The sequence below is a fragment of the Devosia elaeis genome (genome assembly GCF_001650025.1).
GTDB classification, from domain to species: Bacteria; Pseudomonadota; Alphaproteobacteria; order Rhizobiales; family Devosiaceae; genus Devosia; species Devosia elaeis.
The window spans coordinates 1-18,503 of sequence record NZ_LVVY01000077.1 but is presented as its reverse complement, the minus strand read 5'-3'; the positions used below and the strand labels follow the sequence as shown (position 1 = coordinate 18,503).

General features: G+C 59.6%; 23 protein-coding genes. 16 read left to right on the top strand and 7 right to left on the bottom strand.

Going from position 1 to position 18,503, the window contains the following annotated elements:
• The first annotated feature begins 8 nt into the window (after positions 1-8).
• The 12 genes from A3840_RS08470 (at position 9) to A3840_RS08430 (ending at position 11,115) form a co-directional block, all read left to right on the top strand.
• Positions 9-1,253: a tyrosine-type recombinase/integrase gene (locus A3840_RS08470; protein WP_245676579.1), complete on the top strand. Its 1,245-nt coding sequence runs from the start codon at positions 9-11 to the stop codon at positions 1,251-1,253.
• A gap of 132 nt (positions 1,254-1,385) precedes the next feature.
• Positions 1,386-1,565, top strand: a complete 180-nt coding sequence (locus tag A3840_RS19020; RefSeq protein ID WP_281180565.1) for a helix-turn-helix transcriptional regulator — start codon at positions 1,386-1,388, stop codon at positions 1,563-1,565.
• 22 nt (positions 1,566-1,587) lie between these two features.
• Positions 1,588-1,845 (top strand): hypothetical protein, encoded by a 258-nt coding sequence (locus A3840_RS19420; protein WP_131798277.1) that lies wholly within the window; start codon positions 1,588-1,590, stop codon positions 1,843-1,845.
• Positions 1,826-3,310 carry an AAA family ATPase gene (locus A3840_RS08465; protein ID WP_165603152.1) on the top strand — a complete coding sequence of 495 codons (1,485 nt, stop codon included), beginning with the start codon at positions 1,826-1,828 and terminating at the stop codon, positions 3,308-3,310. Before A3840_RS19420 ends, A3840_RS08465 begins: the two co-directional genes overlap by 20 nt.
• A 134-nt stretch (positions 3,311-3,444) precedes the next feature.
• Entirely contained in the window at positions 3,445-4,209 is a 765-nt protein-coding gene (locus tag A3840_RS08460) for a hypothetical protein (protein ID WP_067454815.1), read from the top strand.
• 222 nt (positions 4,210-4,431) lie between these two features.
• Positions 4,432-4,875, top strand: coding sequence for a hypothetical protein (locus A3840_RS19415; RefSeq protein WP_131798276.1), 444 nt, complete (start codon positions 4,432-4,434; stop codon positions 4,873-4,875).
• The gene (locus A3840_RS08450; protein WP_067454809.1) at positions 4,872-5,264 is read left to right on the top strand and encodes a hypothetical protein; all 393 of its coding nucleotides are present in this window, start codon (positions 4,872-4,874) and stop codon (positions 5,262-5,264) included. The genes A3840_RS19415 and A3840_RS08450 overlap by 4 nt, the downstream gene beginning before the upstream one ends.
• Positions 5,265-5,273: 9 nt before the next feature.
• Complete coding sequence (locus A3840_RS08445; RefSeq protein ID WP_067454806.1) at positions 5,274-6,362, top strand: phage major capsid protein; 1,089 nt, start codon at positions 5,274-5,276, stop codon at positions 6,360-6,362.
• 437 nt (positions 6,363-6,799) lie between these two features.
• Positions 6,800-7,180 (top strand): hypothetical protein, encoded by a 381-nt coding sequence (locus A3840_RS19410; protein WP_082903748.1) that lies wholly within the window; start codon positions 6,800-6,802, stop codon positions 7,178-7,180.
• Positions 7,177-8,790 carry a P-loop ATPase, Sll1717 family gene (locus A3840_RS08440; RefSeq protein ID WP_245676577.1) on the top strand — a complete coding sequence of 538 codons (1,614 nt, stop codon included), beginning with the start codon at positions 7,177-7,179 and terminating at the stop codon, positions 8,788-8,790. The genes A3840_RS19410 and A3840_RS08440 overlap by 4 nt, the downstream gene beginning before the upstream one ends.
• Positions 8,791-8,878: 88 nt before the next feature.
• Positions 8,879-10,486 carry a tape measure protein gene (locus A3840_RS08435; protein WP_067454803.1) on the top strand — a complete coding sequence of 536 codons (1,608 nt, stop codon included), beginning with the start codon at positions 8,879-8,881 and terminating at the stop codon, positions 10,484-10,486.
• The gene (locus A3840_RS08430) at positions 10,483-11,115 is read left to right on the top strand and encodes a hypothetical protein (RefSeq protein WP_067454800.1); all 633 of its coding nucleotides are present in this window, start codon (positions 10,483-10,485) and stop codon (positions 11,113-11,115) included. Before A3840_RS08435 ends, A3840_RS08430 begins: the two co-directional genes overlap by 4 nt.
• 416 nt (positions 11,116-11,531) lie before the next feature.
• Here A3840_RS08430 and A3840_RS08425 read toward each other — a convergent pair whose 3' ends face one another.
• On the bottom strand, positions 11,532-12,014 hold the full coding sequence (locus A3840_RS08425) for a CC0125/CC1285 family lipoprotein (protein WP_067454797.1): 483 nt from the start codon (positions 12,012-12,014) through the stop codon (positions 11,532-11,534).
• Between the two features lie 126 nt (positions 12,015-12,140).
• Between A3840_RS08425 and A3840_RS20145 the strand changes: the two genes are divergently transcribed.
• Complete coding sequence (locus tag A3840_RS20145) at positions 12,141-12,263, top strand: hypothetical protein (protein ID WP_281180564.1); 123 nt, start codon at positions 12,141-12,143, stop codon at positions 12,261-12,263.
• Positions 12,264-12,566: 303 nt separating this feature from the next.
• Here A3840_RS20145 and A3840_RS08420 read toward each other — a convergent pair whose 3' ends face one another.
• From A3840_RS08420 to A3840_RS08405, 4 genes are all read right to left on the bottom strand, one after another.
• Complete coding sequence (locus A3840_RS08420) at positions 12,567-12,803, bottom strand: sunset domain-containing protein (RefSeq protein ID WP_067454794.1); 237 nt, start codon at positions 12,801-12,803, stop codon at positions 12,567-12,569.
• Positions 12,804-13,098: 295 nt separating this feature from the next.
• Positions 13,099-13,290: a hypothetical protein gene (locus A3840_RS08415; protein ID WP_131798275.1), complete on the bottom strand. Its 192-nt coding sequence runs from the start codon at positions 13,288-13,290 to the stop codon at positions 13,099-13,101.
• A 501-nt stretch (positions 13,291-13,791) separates the two neighbouring features.
• A complete protein-coding gene (locus A3840_RS19855) occupies positions 13,792-14,295 on the bottom strand; it encodes a helix-turn-helix transcriptional regulator (RefSeq protein ID WP_205633354.1) in 504 nt (167 codons plus the stop codon).
• On the bottom strand, positions 14,288-14,527 hold the full coding sequence (locus A3840_RS08405; RefSeq protein WP_067454785.1) for a helix-turn-helix domain-containing protein: 240 nt from the start codon (positions 14,525-14,527) through the stop codon (positions 14,288-14,290). Before A3840_RS08405 ends, A3840_RS19855 begins: the two co-directional genes overlap by 8 nt.
• Positions 14,528-14,647: 120 nt before the next feature.
• Between A3840_RS08405 and A3840_RS08400 the strand changes: the two genes are divergently transcribed.
• On the top strand, positions 14,648-14,860 hold the full coding sequence (locus tag A3840_RS08400) for a hypothetical protein (RefSeq protein WP_067454782.1): 213 nt from the start codon (positions 14,648-14,650) through the stop codon (positions 14,858-14,860).
• Between the two features lie 355 nt (positions 14,861-15,215).
• The gene (locus A3840_RS08390; protein ID WP_067454779.1) at positions 15,216-16,772 is read left to right on the top strand and encodes an integrase family protein; all 1,557 of its coding nucleotides are present in this window, start codon (positions 15,216-15,218) and stop codon (positions 16,770-16,772) included.
• Here the strand turns inward: A3840_RS08390 and A3840_RS08385 are convergent, their stop codons facing one another.
• Entirely contained in the window at positions 16,773-17,051 is a 279-nt protein-coding gene (locus tag A3840_RS08385; protein WP_067454776.1) for a hypothetical protein, read from the bottom strand. It abuts the gene before it with no gap.
• Positions 17,052-17,474: 423 nt separating this feature from the next.
• Here A3840_RS08385 and A3840_RS08380 point away from each other — a divergent pair, with 423 nt between their 5' ends.
• Positions 17,475-18,098, top strand: a complete 624-nt coding sequence (locus A3840_RS08380) for an endonuclease (RefSeq protein ID WP_067454773.1) — start codon at positions 17,475-17,477, stop codon at positions 18,096-18,098.
• On the opposite strand, the gene A3840_RS08375 is transcribed toward A3840_RS08380, so the two are convergent.
• Positions 18,080-18,379, bottom strand: coding sequence for a hypothetical protein (locus tag A3840_RS08375; protein ID WP_067454770.1), 300 nt, complete (start codon positions 18,377-18,379; stop codon positions 18,080-18,082). The genes A3840_RS08380 and A3840_RS08375 overlap by 19 nt on opposite strands.
• Positions 18,380-18,503 lie beyond the last annotated feature (124 nt).

Here is an 18,503-nt window from a genome sequence, read left to right as displayed (position 1 = left end):
TAAACCTTATGAAAGATTTGAGGGATGGGATGGCAGAGGAAGGCAGCACTCGAACTCGCGGCAAGCGCGGAGATGGGAAGCATAAGCTACGCATCACCCAGCTCAACACTAAAACACCGGGGATGCTCGGCGATGGAGATGGGTTATATCTCAGAAGCACGCAAACAGCTGCCGGCAATCTGGCTCGCTCATGGGTGTTCGTCTTTCACCAACAGGGGCGTCGACGGGAGATTGGCCTTGGCCCCTACGGTTCGGGCACGGCCCCGGTATCGCTTGCCTTGGCTCGACAGAAGGCCGAACAGGTTCGCGAGCAGTTGGCCGCAGGATTGGACCCTATCGCCGAAAAGCGCCGTGCTGCAGGCGTCAAGAACTTCGGCCAGGTCGCTGACGACTTTTTTGAAGCTAAAAAGCCTGGGTGGTCCAACGCCAATCATATTCGACAGTGGGAGCGTACCCTAACCGAAGTCTGCAAGCCCATCCGATCGCGGCCAATCGATCAGGTGAATACCGAGGACGTGCTGTCCATTCTGCGACCGATATGGATGGAGACGCCCGAGGTTGGGAGGCGTGTAAGAGTGCGCATCGAGGCCGTGCTTTCCTATGCGCTGTCGAAAGAGATGCGGACCGGCGACAATCCGGCTCGAGGGAGAGGGCACATCTTCGATCTTCTGGCAAAACAGGGGGATGTCAAAAAGCACTTGGAAGCCCTCCCCTACGCCGAAATGCCCGCATTCTGGACCCAACTGGCCGGGGTTGCGGGATCCGGTGGCGCCGCGTTGCGCTTCGCGATCTTGACTGCCGCCCGCCCCGGCGAGGCTCGGGCAGCGCCATGGTCGGAAATCGATCTGGATGCGAAGGTGTGGACCGTGCCCGCCGAGCGTATGAAGGAAAAGCGTCTTCACCGCGTCCCGCTCACGGACGAGGCCGTTGCAGTTCTAAATTCGATTAAGCCCGATAATCCGAAACCGACCGATCCAGTCTTCCCTGGTCAGAAGAAAGGCAAGCCGCTTTCAGACATGTCGTTGACCGCGGTCCTGCGCCGCCTTGAGGTGCCTGTCACCGTCCATGGTTTCAGATCGACTTTTCGCGACTGGGTCGCCGAGGAGACAGACATCGACGGGATGGTAGCTGAAGCCGCACTCTCGCACTTGGTAGGCGACCAGACAGAGCGGGCTTACCGCCGTGGCGACGCGTTCAAGAAGCGCCGCAAGCTGATGGAAATGTGGGCCAGCTATTGCACCGGCCAAAAATAATCTTGCTGACCAATTTGACCATGCTGACTTTCATCCACAAGAGGATTGTAGGCACCAGTTGGTGTCGCTCACCTCGGGCCTCGCCCGCGCAGCCATAGCGAAAGACCGGCACACTCGAGACCGGAGAACACCGTGCTCATATCGATAAAGACTGCCAGCGAACTTACAAGCTTGAGCCGTACTGCCATCAACGTGGCCCGCGCGCAGGGCCGCTTCCCTGCCGCCGTTTCAGTAGGTGAAAAACGCATCGCTTTTGTGCGCGCCGAGGTCGAGGCTTGGATCGAAGCTCGCATTGGCGCGCGCGACGCCTGACCCACCCGCTCATAGGACCACCATGAAAATCCTCAACCTTCGCCGGATGCCCGGCGCGGGCACTCTTGTTGCGCTCTTTGACCTAGAGGCAACGCCCGAAATCACGATCAATGACTGGCAGTTGCGCCAGACACAAAAGGGCCTTCGCGCCTTCCCACCAAGCCCGCGGAGCGGGCGCCCCTGCGTGTTTCTGAAGCCCGAGCTTTTCAGTGAAATCGGTCGCGCGGCGGCCGCAGCATACGAAGGGGGCAATGCCCAGCATGACCGAACCGCAGCCTGAAATCGACGTCGACGATGCTCTTGAATCGGCCCGCGGCTGGGCGGACCAGCTCTGCGGTGACATCGTCTTGGTGCCGTTCAAGGATGGTGCCCCCGATTGGTCCATGACGCGGCGCGACCTCGACTGGCCGGACGTCCATCTGGACCCAGCCGACGTTCCCCGCCTGGCCATCCTCACCGACTCCTTCCACAACATCGATCCTGACGTCCCTATGGGCTCCGGGGTTTCCACGGTGTCGTGGTGGGATAGACATGGTGCTGAGCACGTCCATGCCATTGAGGGCGTGCCAGAATACACGAAGCGATGCGAGGGCATAGTCGCGCGCTCTATCGCCTCTGGCTGGCCACTGCTCTATCGCAAAAAGCCTGCCAACACTCCCACTGCTGACGACTTGCCGGTTCTTGACTTGGCCTCACTGGACGGCCGCCCGGTTCCTGAGCGGGCGTGGTTTATCCCTGACCTGATCCCGAGCCGAAACGTCACGCTGCTTTCCGGTGATGGCGGCCTGGGCAAATCCCTGCTCGCTCTCCAGCTCGGTATAGCTTCGACTCTGGATCGGGTGACCATCGGGCTGAAGCCGCAGGCTGGGCGCTGCTTGTATCTGGCGGCCGAGGATGAGGCAGAGGAATTCCATCGCCGGGCAGCGGACGTTCTCAGGCATTTGGGCGCCAGCTTCGCTGAGACAGGCGGACGCTTCAACCTGGTGCCCTTGGCAGACCGCGATGCCCTTCTGGCCGTGCCGGGCAAAAACGGGACCATGGAGCCTACCAAGCTCTTCGAGCACACCGTCAAGCTGGTCGAGAAATATCAGCCCGACCTGCTGGTTTTGGACACGGCTGCGGACGTGTTCGGCGGCGATGAGATCAAGCGCGTCCAGGTGCGCCAGTTCATTGGCATGCTGCGTTCGATCTGCTTGCAATGGAATTGCGCCATCCTGCTTCTGGCCCACCCATCTGTGGCCGGTATGCAGTCTGGCACCGGCTCGTCTGGCTCGACGGCGTGGAATAATTCGGTGCGGTCGAGGCTCTATCTCGACCTGCCATCGGGGGATGATGTTGATCCTGACATGCGCCGGCTGGGTCAGAAGAAGTCGAACTACGGCCCACGCGACAAGCAGCTTTTCTTTCGCTGGGCGGATGGCGCCTTTGTCGAGGTCGACACAACCAGGCCGAACCCGGCATCGGGGCTGATGAATAGGAAGGCTGAAGAGGTGTTCGTCACGCTGTTGTCGAAACTAAACCGTCAGGGCCAGCGGCTAAGCCCTAGTCCGAGCCAGTCCTATGCGCCCCGGATTATGGAAATGCAGCCTGAGGCTGAAGGCATCAAGAAGAAGGCGTTTGCTGCAGCGCAGCAGCGATTGCTGGATTCAGGCATCATCAAGATCATCGAGGAAGGCCCTGCCTCCCGTCGATACAAACGCCTGATCGTGACAGCCGAAGACTTCTCCGAGCGAGGTGCAGCATGACTTCGAACTCGCCTTCGAACGCCCTTCGAACTGGGTTCGAACTCATTCGAACTACTGCTTCGCACACCCCCCTTATACCCCCCGTTAGTTCGAACGGGGGTTCGAACCCCGCCTTTTGGGGCGGGCTTCCCCCGTTGAACAAACCAGCCAACGACAACCGCGAGCCCCGAGCGGTGCAGAACTGGCCGACCGGCAAGCGCCTATTGCAGGCTGGCAGGCGGGAGGACCACGCCATGTTGGTGGCGTACCGAGACTTGCTCGATATGGCGTTTGGCGAGCCCGCAAATGACGGATGGCGCGATCCTCCCCCGGAACATGGTCGGCAAGACACCCGCGCCATGGAGGAAAGGATGGGTCAGCGCGATATGATATTGGATGAGGCCTCGGCGCTGCCCACGCTTGAAGAGCTACGCGACCTATCTGGTGTGCCGTGGGGAGATGACGCTGATCCTATTGATCAGCGCCCGACACTGGCCATGGTAGACCGGGCAGGTGTGGCCCGTCGTCGCCTGGGCGGACTCGAGTTCATCAATGGGGCCTATCTCTATCGCTACGGCGATTTGGATAATCCCGACCAGAGAAAGCAAAGGAAGCCGATCGAGTTGCGCCGTCCACATCGCGCGCCAAGGTCTCATGCCAACATCGTGCCGACTTCCGGCTCCTGGTCTCTGGAAGATCAGATCGACGCCCGGCAGCGGGTACGATCCATCTGGGAAAAGCTACCCGCATCATCGGTGAGGATTCTGGAGCATGCCCTTGGCTCTCTCAAAGCGCAGGAGCTTGGTGAGGTGTTCAGCAAGAATGGCAAGACCGCCCAGCGGTTCGGCGTCCGCCTGATCGACCGTGCGATAGATCATCTGCGACTCGCATGGTGTCCCCTGATTGCACCCCATGCATGAATAGATAGGGGCGCAATACCCCCCCAGTTCAAAGGCTCGCCACTGGCGGGCCTTTTGCTTTGCCCTTTTCCTCCTCATTTTCAGAAATGGAGCGTCACCATGCGCAAATCTGCTGCCACGGCGATCGTGGCGCGACGACTGGCTATGCCTGAAGGGCGGGCGGCCGCCCTAGTCCAGCGAGCTTCTGAAGCTGGTCTGCTTCCAACAGCACAGGGTAGTGCGGTGCCCGACCTCACCACGGCAGATCTGGTCAATGTCTTTCTGGCCATCGCCGCAGACCGCGGCCTGGGCGTTGCTGCTGCCGGTGTCCGTGAGTTCGGCGGCCTGACCGACGATACCGGTACCACCCTGCACGGCGCCCTCACCGATCTTTTTGGCCACGGCCCTGCACTCGCCGGTGCTGTGAACGGCTCACTGATCTTGCGGCTCGACCCCGCCTCGGTCGCGCTCACCGCCGGCGGCCACTTCCGACGCTTCGGCCCGGAACCTCCACCAGGCGCAGCCGGCAAGCATGTCGTGGTGCCGGGGCAGACGCTTGCCGCAATTGGCCTCGAGTTGCAGGGCTACTCACCCGGTGAAGCCGACGCACTTGTGGCACTGGCCCGCGTGTCTGCTTCGGCGTCAGTCGGGCAGGCCATGCATCCCCGACCAGGAGCAACACGATGAACATCGAGCCATTGAAGCGATTGGCGGAAAATGCGGACCTATTCGCGCTGCCAACCGACCCCGACCAACTCACCTATGTGGCGAAGCTGGCATTCGGCATACGCGGCGTCGACTACGCCGCGACCAAAGCACCAGCAACCGCCGATCAGCGCATCCATCTGTGGAAGGTGCTGAACGAAAACATGGCGCAAATTCAAGCAGAAGACGCATTGGTCGGCAATGAAGCCGACCCTATCGAAGCTGCACTGGCGAAGGCGCTGGGCCGACAGCCATCGGCTCCACAATCCACCACCATCACAAACGCCGACGTTTCCATCGCGCGCCACAGCGCGACCGTCGCCATCAAAAAAGCCTGCGCCGCCGTCCTGGTCGCGGGCTACCGACCGTAAGGAATACACATGCCTGATATTGCAGAAATGATCACGGAACTTGGCCAGAATTTTAACGCCAAGACCTCCGACCTCGCCACTCGCCTCGGCGATCTTGAAAAGCGCGCTGCTCGTGAGCGCGACAATGGTGGCGTCACCACCAGCGAATCCGTTGCGAGCCAGCTCGTGAACTCGCCCAGCTTCAAGGAGCTCAACGGCGGTGCATCGCGCGGTCGCGCAGTTGTCGAAGTCGCCGCTATCACCTCGGCCAATACTACTGTCGGCACAGGACGCTCGCTCGGCACTTCGCTGGTCCCTGCGGATCGCATTCCCGGCATCGTGACGCCGGCACAGCGGGAACTCACCGTCCGCGACCTGATCGCGCCGGGGCAGACCGCGGCGGGCAGCATCGAATACGTTCAGGAAACGGGCTATACCAATAATGCCGCACCCGTGGCTGAAGGTGCCAGCAAGCCCTATTCGGACCTGACTTTCGATCTCAAGACGGCGCCTGTCCGCACGATCGCCCATCTGTTCAAAATTTCGAAGCAGATGCTCGATGATGTCTCCGGACTGATCTCTTACCTCGACCTGCGCGGCACCACCGGGCTCAAGCTGAAAGAAGAAGATCAGCTCCTGCATGGCAATGGAACCGGCCAGAATTTGCTTGGCCTCGTGCCTCAGGCAACCCTGTTCGATGACACGCTGCGCACCGCTGGCGACACCCGTATCGACACGCTGCGCCGCGCCATCCAGCAGGTCCGTCGCGCCGAATACCGCGCCACCGGCATCGTGATGAATCCGGATGACTTGGCCGACCTTGAACTGACCAAGGACGCGGGCGGTAATTACATTATCGTCGATCCGGTCGAGGGTGGTCAGGGCCGTGTGTGGCGCCTGCCGATTGTGGACACGACTGCAATGGCGCCGGGTGAGTTCCTTGTGGGCGCGCTCGCGACCGCTGCGCAGGTGTTCGACCGCCAGCAAGTGACCTTCGAGATCAGCACGGAAAATACTGATGACTTCGAACGCAACCTTGCGACGGCCCGGATCGAGGAGCGCCTGGCGCTGGCTGTCTATCGGCCCGAATCGATCGTGCACGGCAGCTTCGAAGAATAAGGTGGGAACGGAAAAGGGGCTGCTCGCTCCTTAAGGTGATGATTGGCCCGCCACCCTACTGGGTTCCTTACCAACCAACACCATGAGCCAAGCGGCCCGGCAGTCCCTCCCGTTCGCGGGGCCGGGCCGCAATGATATATGGGTGCCTAAGAAGTCCTCCGATCGCTCAACGCCGCAGCGCGCGTCCCCCAAAGTGTTAGCGCTAATACAGGTTTTCGTGTCGCGTACACGCGCGCCCGCGTGCGTAACGCGCGCGAGGGAATCCAAATTTCGAATTTTGCGGATGTGAAATGTTTGTGGGGGTGGCGGTGTGGCGTCCTCGGCATCGTCGAGTCTGAAGGCACCCCCAGGGGCCACATCAAAGTCCGCCGATCGCTCCTCCGCGGAGCGTATCGGCCCCAACGCGTGCATTTCCGCAATTCAGAATATGGGGTCACATGCCAAGACCACGAATCCCCGCTGCAGTCGCGCATATCACAGGTGCCGCGCTGAAAGACCCGGCGCGCTATCGCCCGCCAGCGCCAGTTTCGAATTATCTGGGCCCGATTGGCGGGCCGCCTGGCTGGCTTTCCGAGCCACAGACAAACGCCTGGAATGAGCTGGTCGAAACGTTGCCTTGGCTGGACCGCTCCCATGGAGGCATCGTTGGTATTGCCGCGGTACTGATCGCGAGGCTGCGCGCCGGCGATGCGAGTGTGAGCGAATTAAACCTGCTGCGCCTTTGCCTGGGCCAATTGGGCGCTACGCCGGCCGATGCCCGGCGGGTGGCCATGCCCGCACCAGAAAGCGATGATCCGGCGGAGGAGTTTTTCACATGAGCAGTCAGCGGAGTTCGATTGCAATCCACGATTTCTCGCATCCAGATGGTTGGATATTAATGCCAAGCCGTTATAAAAGTGCACAAATGCAGGGTTGTGCAAGGTGGCGGGAAATGGATCGGCTTGCCGTTCTGAAGAATTGTTCTTTCGGCTCACAAGTGGCAGAGGATGAAATCCAGTTCCTTGAGAATTATTTCGTACAAACGGATCAGTGGAACCGCATAGTTAGCGGAAAAATAGATATTGTCCGCGGCGAAAAGGGCGCGGGAAAAAGTGCGCTGTACCTGTTGTTGGGCAAAAACGAAGACCGCCTCTTTGACGAGAGCGTCGTGATGGTGAGCGGTGAAAATCCTCGCGGCGCTACAGTCTTCAAGGACTTGATGTCTGATCCACCAACTTCCGAGCAAGAGTTTGTGGTCCTCTGGAAAATCTATCTTCTCACCGTAGTGGCCCATGAGCTACAGCAACTAGGCATTCAGGGCGGCGAAATGCGCAGCGTTTACGTCGCACTAGAGGAGCAGAAGCTCCTGGAGCCTCGGCTAAACCTAGCTGGTCTTTTAAGGTCCGCGCAGATTCTCGCCCGCCGGCTGCTTTCATCCGCTCGTTTCGAAACTGGTTTGGAATTAGCTCCTGGCACCGGAATGCCATCAGGGATTATTGGTCGCATTTCCCTACAGGAGCCTTCGGGAGACCTGGCAAGGGACGGCATATCCTCTCTCGATGGCATGTTCTCCAAAGTGAATTCGGCCTTAAAACAAGCTGGATATTCAGTATGGATACTGCTAGATCGACTTGACGTTGCTTTCGCAGAGAGCCACGACCTTGAGGCGAATGCGATACGGGCACTTATTCGCGTGTACAATGACTTTAGGTCATTGGACAATATCTCTCTTAAAATATTTCTTCGAGAGGATATATGGAAGCGGATAACTGCAAAAGGTCTTAGAGAGGCGAGCCACATCACGAGATTTGAGGTGATGCGTTGGACGCCTGAGATGCTGAAGAATCTGATTATGCGCCGCATCCTCAGCAATGACGTCATTATAGAGGCTTATGGCGTTGATCGCGATTCGGTTCTGAAAAGCGCAGAGGAGCAAGACAAGCTGTTTGCGCGCATTTTTCCCGCTCAAGTCGAGCAAGGCCCGCAGAAAGCGACGACGTTTAATTGGATGGTCAACAGATGTGCCGATGGGACCGGATCCACAGCGCCCCGAGAACTGATCCACCTTCTTAATTGTATCCGGGAGGAGGAAATCCGTAGGCTTGAGAGAGGGGGAAGTCTCCCACCGGGTGAGCAGCTATTTGACAGGTCTGTATTTAAGGCAGCCCTACCTACTGTCTCGGAGACGCGCCTGAACACCTATTTGTACGCTGAGTATCCTGCCAATAGGTCCTACTTAGAAAAACTTGAGGGTCTGAAAGCGGAGCAAACTCCTGAAAGTCTTGCCGGCGTATGGGGCGTGACCATTGATGAGGCGAATGCCAGAGCGCAGGATTTGGTGGGCGTCGGTTTTTTCGAACAGCGTGGGACTAAATCACAGCCTTCCTACTGGGTGCCATTCCTATATCGAGATGCGCTCAAGCTGGTCCAAGGCAGGGCGGAGGATTAGCTGCGGCTGAGACACCAACCCAGACGCATGCCTACACCCCCCCAACCCGCCCCACCGGCGGGTTTTTTCATGTCATTTAGGAGGCCGCATGGCCACAGATATCGAACGGTTGATCGTCTCGCTCGAGGCGTCGACCACGAAGTATGAGCGCGCCTTGGCGAAGGCCAATGGCGAGACCGATCGACGCGTCCGATCAATGCAGGCCCGATACGACGGGCTCGGCTCGCGCGTCACCCAGGTCAGTAACGGCATGGCGTCGTCCCTCGGCATCGTTACTCGTGCTTTCGGCCTCCTCGGCGTTGCCTTTGGCACGCAGGCCCTGATCGGCATGACAACGGCTTGGACCGACCTGTCATCGCGCGTGAACAACGCAGCGGGCAGTCTGGAAAAGGGTACGGCGGTCATGGACCGGCTGGTCGATGTGGCGAACCGGACTTATTCGTCGCTGGAGCAGACCGCTGAAGGCTACCTTCAGAACCAGCAGGCGCTTTCGGCGCTGGGCTATTCCACTGCAGAGCAGCTGGATCTGACCGAAAGCCTGAACAATGCGCTCGTCATCTCGGCCACGCGCGGCGACAAGGCTCGGTCGGTGCAAGAGGCATGGTCCAAGGCCATGGCGTCCGGATCGCTGCGAGGCGACAACTTAAATACCGTCATCCAGTCAGGCGGCCGACTATCGAAGGCTCTGGCCGACAGTATGGGCGTCTCGGTCAACGAGCTGCGCAAGCTGGGTTCGGAAGGGAAGATCACCACCGACAAAATGTTCGGCGTGACTAGCCAGCTGGCCGCGCTACGCGCCGAGGCCGATGCTATGCCGGCCACAGTGGCCGACGCGGTGATAAAGCTGCAGACGGCCGCGCTTCGCTTCATCGGCGAGTCTGACACGGCTTCTGGTGGCAGTTCCAAATTGGCCGAGTCCATCGAACGGCTGGCCGCGGCTATCGACAATATGCCGCGCATCGAAATCTTCGATTGGCTCGCCAATGAGGCCGAGGCATTCAATCGCGGCATTGAAGGCACGAAGCGCGAGATCGAGGCGATCGGCGGCGCGCTGGAATATCTACAGACCACCCGAACAGATGAGTTCTTCCAGGACATTTGGGACAAGATCACAGGTGCCGACAGCCAGCGCGCCAAGGAAGCGATCTGGGCCATCGAGGATTCCTTGCGAGACGTCGCAATCGCCGCCGCTGAATCCGTCCCTGAGGTCGGGCAGAAGCTGGCCGAGTTGGCAGGCGACTTCCTTCACGGCAAGAAGACCGCTGAGGAAGCTAAAGCCGCCATCCTGCAGGTCGGCAAGGAGGCCCCGGACGTCGCCCCTACGGTGGGCAGGCTTTGGACCCTGATCGACACCCTGTCGAAGGTCTACTCCGGCGCCATCGATGCGGCAGCGGCCGTTGAGGCGGTTCCTGTGGGCATGGGCGGCCCCGTCCATTCCCGAGGCGCAGCAGGTGCTGCCGCTCGACGAATTGCTGCCCGCAAGGCGCTTGAGACCGACGGCGGTGACGGAGATAAGCCGGTTGTTACGACGTCGTCTGCTAGCAGGGGCACGTCCCCCACCGAACGATACGGCGAGAGCGTCGAGGAAATGCGGCGGCGGCTCCAAATGCTTCAGGAAGAGAACTTCCTTGTCGCTCATCTGGGCCATGCGCCATCCGTCACCGAATACGTCATTCATGAAAGGCTCGCAGCATGAGCGCTTATTTCGCAGTTCAGTATCATGACCGTATCGAAATCGTCACCGACGGTGCCTATTGCGCGCCTTCGGGCGAGCTTCTGCGCACCGGGGTAAAAGTGTTCGCATCGCCGTTCCTGCCGCTGGCATTCACGGGCACCGGCGGTGTGAAGATCATGACATCAATCGCCGGACGAATGATTGAAGCCAGCCGCGCCACCACAAGCGTGGACGGCACCATCGAGCGGCTGGCTCAAGATCTGCCTCATGGTGAGGAAATCGCTATCGGCGAGCCCTTCGTGGCCTTCTTTGCTGGCATCTCGGAAACACGTGGGCCGTGTATGTGGAAGTTTGATGCTGTGGCCGGCCGCCCCGAATTGCTGCCAGTCTATGACAGCGACAATGCCGGGCCGGGCGTCACCTTCGACGAGATGGTGGCGGCCGACCTACGTTTCTCGGACAGCATCGCCGAAAGCGGCGTCAAGCTGCTGGATGTCATGCGCGGGAAGCTGCAGGCACCTGTACGCGGCGGGCCAGTAACGTCCTGGATCGGCGGCCATGTCGACCACACCATTGTCACGGCCAGCGGCGTCAAGACGCGGCAAATTCATCGGTGGGATGACGTGGTCGGGGAGAGGATCAGGCCTTAGAACCTAGTCGCATAGGGCGTCGCGGAGCGCATCAAGATCACCATCCAGGTATTCATATGCCTCTGCGATAGCCTTTATGATCGGCACGCCGCTACCTCTGCCTTGCCAGCCTACGTTGAAATATCCATAGAACCCGCCAGACTCGTCGACCACGCGCAGACCTGTCCCGTACCTATTCCATGGACTATCAGACGCATACTTCGAGCCGTACGTCCCATATCTGTTCCATATGCTGTCGGAAGCATATTTGGAGCCATACTCTCCATACGAATTGCATATCGCCGCGCTTTCGTAACGAGAGCAATTGAGGCACCCAACGAACTCCCGCCCTGTGCTACCGTCAAAGAGTAGCAGTGCCTGCGCATTGGCCGGCGATGCAAAAACGACTGCGAGGAAAGCTAAAGAAAGTGCAAGCCTCACGACTTCGGCCGCTGCACGCGCGGATTGATTGCGTTGAAGACCTCTTGAGCATTGAATGCGTTGGCAGGCGCCTGCTGGCGTGCGCCTACATTGAGCACCCGGATCATCAGATCCTCGCCTGGCTTGACGATGTCGTAAGTCGTGCCGGGCGTATATGTGCTGTAGGCGGTGTTTCCGTACACACTGGTGTACATGGTGCCAGAGGTACGTTGGGTGGAAACACGCGTTGTGTCCGTACCCGACAAAATCACGAAATGGGTTTTACCAGCAGCCAGGGTGGTTTCTGCCGCCTTGAGCAACGAATAGTCCTGAATGGTCGTTCGGTCCGTGAACCCATTACCGCGCGACGAAATGCGGTAGACGTCGTTTGTTACCGCAGATGCAGTAACTCCGCCGCCGACACCCATGTCACTGTAGGTCGTCGAGCATGCTGCCAGAAATACAGCGGCGCCGAGAACGGTCAAAGTACGAAGAAACATTGTAGCCCCCAAAATTGGTTCCAATGAATATCTGCTGGCCTTAAAAATCAAGGCGAAATTTCACATTTCGTTAACCCCCCCCCACATCCGCCCGGCCATCGCGCCGGGCTTTTTATTGGAGAACTCATGACTTCCCGAGACGAAGATAAAGACGCCACGTTGATCAACCTGGAAGACATCAGCGACCCCGACGACCCATCAATCGAAACGCTGCCTGATGGCACGATCATCGTTCGTGACGACACATGACACGCCGGGTCGTCACGGGGCCGCTCCCCGGCGGAGGGCATGGCCTACGAGTATCCCGACCGGGATTTGACGCCATGAATCCGAACCTGCAGCCTAAACAGATCGCATTCGACAGCCGATGGCCGCGAGCGGCCCGCATCCACATGGCAGGGACGAGAACCAGCAACGGCACAGTTATGTTCGGCAAGACTTTTGATGCACCGCCATGGCTTTCGTCAGAAGCGCTGAAAGCTCGCGCGCGCTCCGCGTAGCCTCGAGAACAATGTCGTCGATGGTCTGGTCACTCATTGCGCCCCTCCTGTCCTAAACCCGCGCCTTCCGCCAACCGGCAGCACGCGCCTCCGCCTCCGAGCAGAACCAGCGTTCGCCGTGGGAAGCTTGGATGCGGGTGTCGTCGTAATATCGCTGACCGGGCACGTGGTAGATCTTCTCGCCCTTGGTGTTGACGTTGCCCTTGATGACGCACTTGCCGGTCTGGGCGAAGGCGGGCGCCGCGAAGAGAGCGGCAAGTAGCGCTGCGACTATTGCATGTTTCGTCATGGAGTTCCCCCTGCCGTCAGAACAGCATGCAATATCACATGGAGCGACAGAAAAAGGGCGACCCGAAGGCCGCCCTTTCCAATGATCAAGACGTATGGCAGGCCCGACAACACCAATAGCAACCGTTAGCTCGGTAATAGGTCAACTTCGCCTTCGCCACCGCCGGGTAACACGATGTGTACTCACCCAGGTAGGTCTTGTAGGTCGGCATATGTGCGCAACCCTCAACATGTACCTCATGGTCGCCATTGGGCTGTTGGTTCTGGTTTACGTAATACGATGCCATCTTTGCCCCCTAGTGCTCAGTCGCGCCATTCGCCGACGCCGCCGGCGGAATATGCGCAAAGCGTTTTCCGGTGTTGATCTCGGAAATGCGGCCAGCATTGATGTCGAACCGAGCAGCGATACGGTGCTGCAACTCGCCGTGTGCCAGGAGGTACTTGATCTCGCCGATTTCCTGCGGCGTCAGGTCGTCGATAGATGCCATCGGCATTTTCCTTCATCAACTGTGACAATGGTGTGCTTGCCAAACAGTGAGAGAGGCTTATGCTCGCCTTTGTTCAGGAGGTGGAGCAATCCATCCCACACAGTTTGACCCGACCAAGCACTCCTTGGTTTCCACATGGTCAGAATGTGCAAAGGGCGAGCCATTGGCTCGCCCTTTTCTCGGTGGACCCCCCACGAGCAATCGGCCTCGGAAACGCCAGCGACCTGTTTCACGTCGACGTGGTCGACATGCTGGGCCTTGTCAGCCATTTCCAGCGCCCGTCCCGAACTCCCTCCTCCAAGGTTCGTAAACGGCATAGGGGCTATGTTCATAGCGCATAGCTACGGCCGACGGCGTCGATTCGTCAACGGTGGGCAACAACTAGTCCACATCCATCGCCCAGACCCCCCGTTACTCACACTTATCTGGACCTGCGGCTCGGCGTTGCGGAATTCTAGCATTGTGTTGCTGGGGCCGAGATTAGTGCCACGTGGGCCGCGGCTATTGTTTCTTCCATGCGAGGCGAGTTGCCGCCTCTTGTCCTGCGTCCGTCAGTAGCAGTTTATAAAAGTGCCTCGTTTTGACCAGATAGCCGCGCAGCCCAAGCTTTTCGATCGTCGCGATGCTCGCGCCGTGTATGTCGCTTTCTTTTAGAGCGTCTTTTTTGCCCCGCAGCGCTAACAGCACCGCAACCTCCCTCTTCCCCAATGGACCATCCGGATTGAAATTCAGATTGCCATACGAGTGCGGCGGCGCGCGGTTAGCGTTGAGGTTTCTGGCCTCTCGCTCTTCGATGTAGGGGTCTACCGGGGTATCCCTCGCTTCAGACGGCACCCAAACCTGCCCAGCGGCAGCTCTCTCCAACTGCACCCGGCTCCAGCGACCAGTGCCAGGAATAGCGTCCGGCATGATTCCAGAATTTACCCAGTTGTTGAAGGTGCCTGTAGAGACGCCCAAGAGGTCAGCAGCCTGTTTGCGAGTTAGGAGAAGTGGAAGTTCAGACATTCTTGGTCAGCACCACGCCCTTGCCTCCTGCCACATCGCCGTCATCAATAAACTGGATGCCGGCGCCTTCCAGGGCGCTGCGGATGGCAGCGAGGGTGCTGACGCGGGGATCTGTGTCCCCGCGCTCAATGTTCTTGATGCTCATTTCGGAAACGCCAGATGCCTTGGCCAGATCGACCTGTTTCCAGGCAAGGAGGGCGCGTGCGGCTCGTATCTGCGGTGCTGTGATCATGCGGTCACGATACACCTAATGCCACCTAGCGGAAAACAATGTGTCTCTTAGGGTTATTTTATCGTTGACGGTCATTAAACTAACCGTTAGGGTTATTTTCAGTAGAAGAGGAGCCCGCCCATGACCATCCACTGTCCACCCCGTACCCATGCAGAGCGCATCGACTTCATCGACCTGGAAACCAAGCTCTATGATGCGCAACGAGCCCTGCGGATCGCTGATCACTTCTCCTGTGAGGATGATGGCCGTGAGCTCACCGCCTATGCCGTGCAGCAGGCCGTGGCCGAGGTGAAGGCTGCCATCGCGGCGTTCCGTGGGGAGCCTGCTGCCTAAATCAGTTCGCGTACGTATCGGCCCGCACTTCTAATGCGGACACCGTAATTGGAGGGAGATGTCAGTTCGATCCTGACCGTGCGCTCCATATTGCCAGCTACCAACTGGCATCACCCCCGCGCCGCCGTCACCACCGGCAACTACAGGCGCGGGGCTATCTTATGAAAGAACTTAGGGCGCCGCTGGCGCCCTTTGTATATTTTCTCGTAGTTTCAAGCAGTTACGAAGAGACTTTGGTGGGTGCACAAGGACTCGAACCTTGGACCCGCTGATTAAGAGTCAGCATCCCATGCCGCTCCAGCGCCGTCCCCGTTAACCTTCTGCCCCCGTTTTCGGCGGGTTTCAAGAGTTTCTCTTGCATGGCACCGCCGTGGCTGATTTTTTCGATGCCGTCCCAATCCCGTCCCAGCATCGATTCGTAGTGCCCAAGATCACCATCACACAGCAAACCATCGCCAAGGCGCGGCGCGACGCCGCCGACGCCAAGGCCAGATTCGAGATCACCGACGTGCAGGCGCCGGGCCTGATCCTGCGCGCCGGCCCCACAGGCCTGCTATGGCAATTCCGCTTCGAGATGCACGGCAGGGGCACCCGCCTCGTCCTCGGCAGCGTGGACGAGTGGTCAATCGCCGAGGCGCGCTCGCTTGTCCTCGAGGGGCGGAAGCTGATCGCCGGCCGGATCCGGCGCCCCGACGACGAATGGGTCCATGAGATGCGGGTATCCATGGGGAAGGCGGCGGCCGCGCCCGTCACTGTCGCTCACCGGCATTCGACGTTCTGGACCTACAAGCAAGCCGTCACGGCGTACATGGAACATGTGAAGCGCACGAAATCGCCGGCCACGTATCGCGACTACCGGCAGACCCTCGGCAATGGGGATCTCGCACAGCTCGCAAAACGGCCGGTGCCGTCGATCACCCGCCCCGACCTGTCGAAGATCATCGCTGCCGTTGCCACCTCCGGCCGCGAATCCACTGCAGAGGGCATGGTCAGGAAATTGAAGCCGTTCTGGTCATGGATGTCGGATGACGCCCAGCGCGGCGACACCGGCGTCGAGCATGGAATCATGGCCGGCTTGAAGGCCCCTCCCCGCAGCCGTCTGAGCGAAGATCAATTCGAAGAGGCAGAGGCGGCGATACGCTACGTGCCGCCGATGCACGAAGTCGGGCGCATTCTCGCCATCGCCCGATCCGGTGCCCTGGACGAGATTGTTGGGCTTGCTATCGAATTGCTCGTCTTCGCCCCCCAGCGCCGACGTGCCATCGCCACTGCCCGCATGGACAAAATGCGGGCGATCAGCCCAACCGAGGGCCTGTGGCGCATCCCAGCACCGCACCGCAAGACAGCGATCATGCGAGGGGAATTCTCCGAACTCGTCATTCCTCTGCCCGCGCCGGCTTGGAGTGCCGTCAAGAAGGCAATGGACTTGGGCGACCCCACGGACGAGCGAAGGGTGTTTTTCCAGCGCCGGCCCCGCCGTGCCGGCGACAAGATGGATCACATCGATCCGTCGACGCTCACGCACACGCTCTCATACATGCCCGGCGTGACCGCCAGCCCCCACGATCTGCGACGGGCCTTGGCTACGCATGGGGAGAACGATCTGGGATTATCGCGCTTCGACACCAAGACCGTCCTTGACCATTCCCGTGGACAGGCTCCCGGGGATGTCACGGCGACGAGCTACGCCTTATCGGATGGCACACACTACACGTGGCGTATCATGCGAGCGTGGGCCGAACACGTCGAGAAAGCCTATCGCGATGCCATCGAGTTCGATGACCGGTTGCTCGACGTCGAATGGATAAAGCAGCGGATCTACGAAGCCCGCGAGCGCTCCAAAGGACGTGGAAAGCCAGTGTCGCTGGTGAAGGTGTCGCCGGCAAACATGTGGTCGGAGGCTGAGGCCTGATCACTCCATGTCCGGAACGTCACCGTGCTGCCAAAGCACCTCCGGCTCACCGAATTCGCCCTCATCTGGCCTCGCTGGTCGCTTCCAGGCGATGACGCCAGCATAGCCCCGGGACATCAGCTTTGCTCGCTGGACCGCTGCGTGCTCGCTCGGCATCTGCTGCGCTTCAAACGCCGGCCTGAGTTCGCCGTCCTCGCCCTTCTCGAAGGCCATGAAGACGATCAGTGTCGTCGATTTCTGCACCGGCGGCTGGCCCGTGCTCTGCTGTTGAAGGCGCATCGTGATCGATCCTCGCTTGCCATCCCCGATCGCTCGAAATTAGAACATAACGGGAACTCTTTTCAATCTGGATTCGATGACCAACAGCCCTCCCAGCTCGATGTTCTATCGGACCCGCCTCGGCCAGGCGGCGAAAGCGAATATGCTGATCGTGGCTCATTGCCGGTCTTGTCGTCGAATGCGGACCTATCTCGCCAGCGATCTGATTGGGGCTGGCTATCACTCCGACGCTTTTGTATGCGACCTCTTTGGCCCCTATTGCCCACACTGTGGGCAGAGCTGGCGGTGGCGTGTCAGAGAGCGGCATCCGAATAGCGATGATGTCGGGCATACGGTAATTCGCAGGCCCGCAGGTGAGCGCCGAATCCAGCTTTGGCGCGATGAATTCTATGGACCGCCAGCGAAAGATGGTACGGACCCAGCATGATCCGTATCTTACTCGTCACCGCCCTGTTCACCGTATCTGCTGCGGCTCAGGACAAAGCCACATCAGATGCTTTCTGGGAGCATGTGGCACCACTGACCCCGGCACTTTACTGCGCCGCCGATGTCGCTGAGCTGCGGGCCACAGAAGATCTCTACTCGATGGAACACGTCTATCCCAAGTCTTGGATGAGACAGACGCTTCAATGCGGCAGCAGCAGAGAATGCGATGCGGACCCGAGCTTTCAGATTTGGGCGGCTGACATGCAAAACCTGATGCCGGCCGAGAAGGCGATGAACCAGGCGCGAGGGGACCGCGCCTTCGCCGACCTGCTGCCGCAGGACAACTGGCGCGGACAGGCATGCTTTCGCTCCCGCGGAATGGATGTCGTCGGCACCGTTGTCACCGATGGCCTCGTCGAGCCGCGCGACGAAGACAAGGGCGATATCGCCCGCATCTTGCTATACGTGCACACCGTCTATGGCGGGCTGCTGCCGGATGGGCAGCTCGAGCTCGCTCAGCGGTGGTCGGCAGCCGATCCAACCTCTCCACAAGAGTGCGCTCGACAGGACGCCATCGAGCGCCTGCAGGGTACACGAAACCCCTACGTCGTCTGCCCCTGATCGCGCTCGAGGTCGTCCAGGAACTCGTCGATCGTCATCAGCTTGCCGGTCCCACCGCCTTGCCGCTGCGGCCGCTCATGCCCGGGGGCACCGAGTTCGGCTAGCAGCACGCGGCAATCGCGCTCGCCGGCGTCCGCGCATTCGTCATCGCGCCGGCTTGCTGGAATCGACTGGAAATACGCCAGCTTCTTCTCCAGACGCCGGATCTGCTCCAACCGCTCTCGCTCGGCTTTTCCTGAATTCGGAACACGCATTTCATCCCCCATCGTCTGGGATTGCATGACGGAGTACTATCATGCGATCTGGTCAAAACCAGACTTGGCTTTGGGGGCATTAATGCTATTTGGCAAAAAGAAAAGCCAGATATCCTAGGTCCTGTTGACAAAGTGGATTCCCAAATCGGCT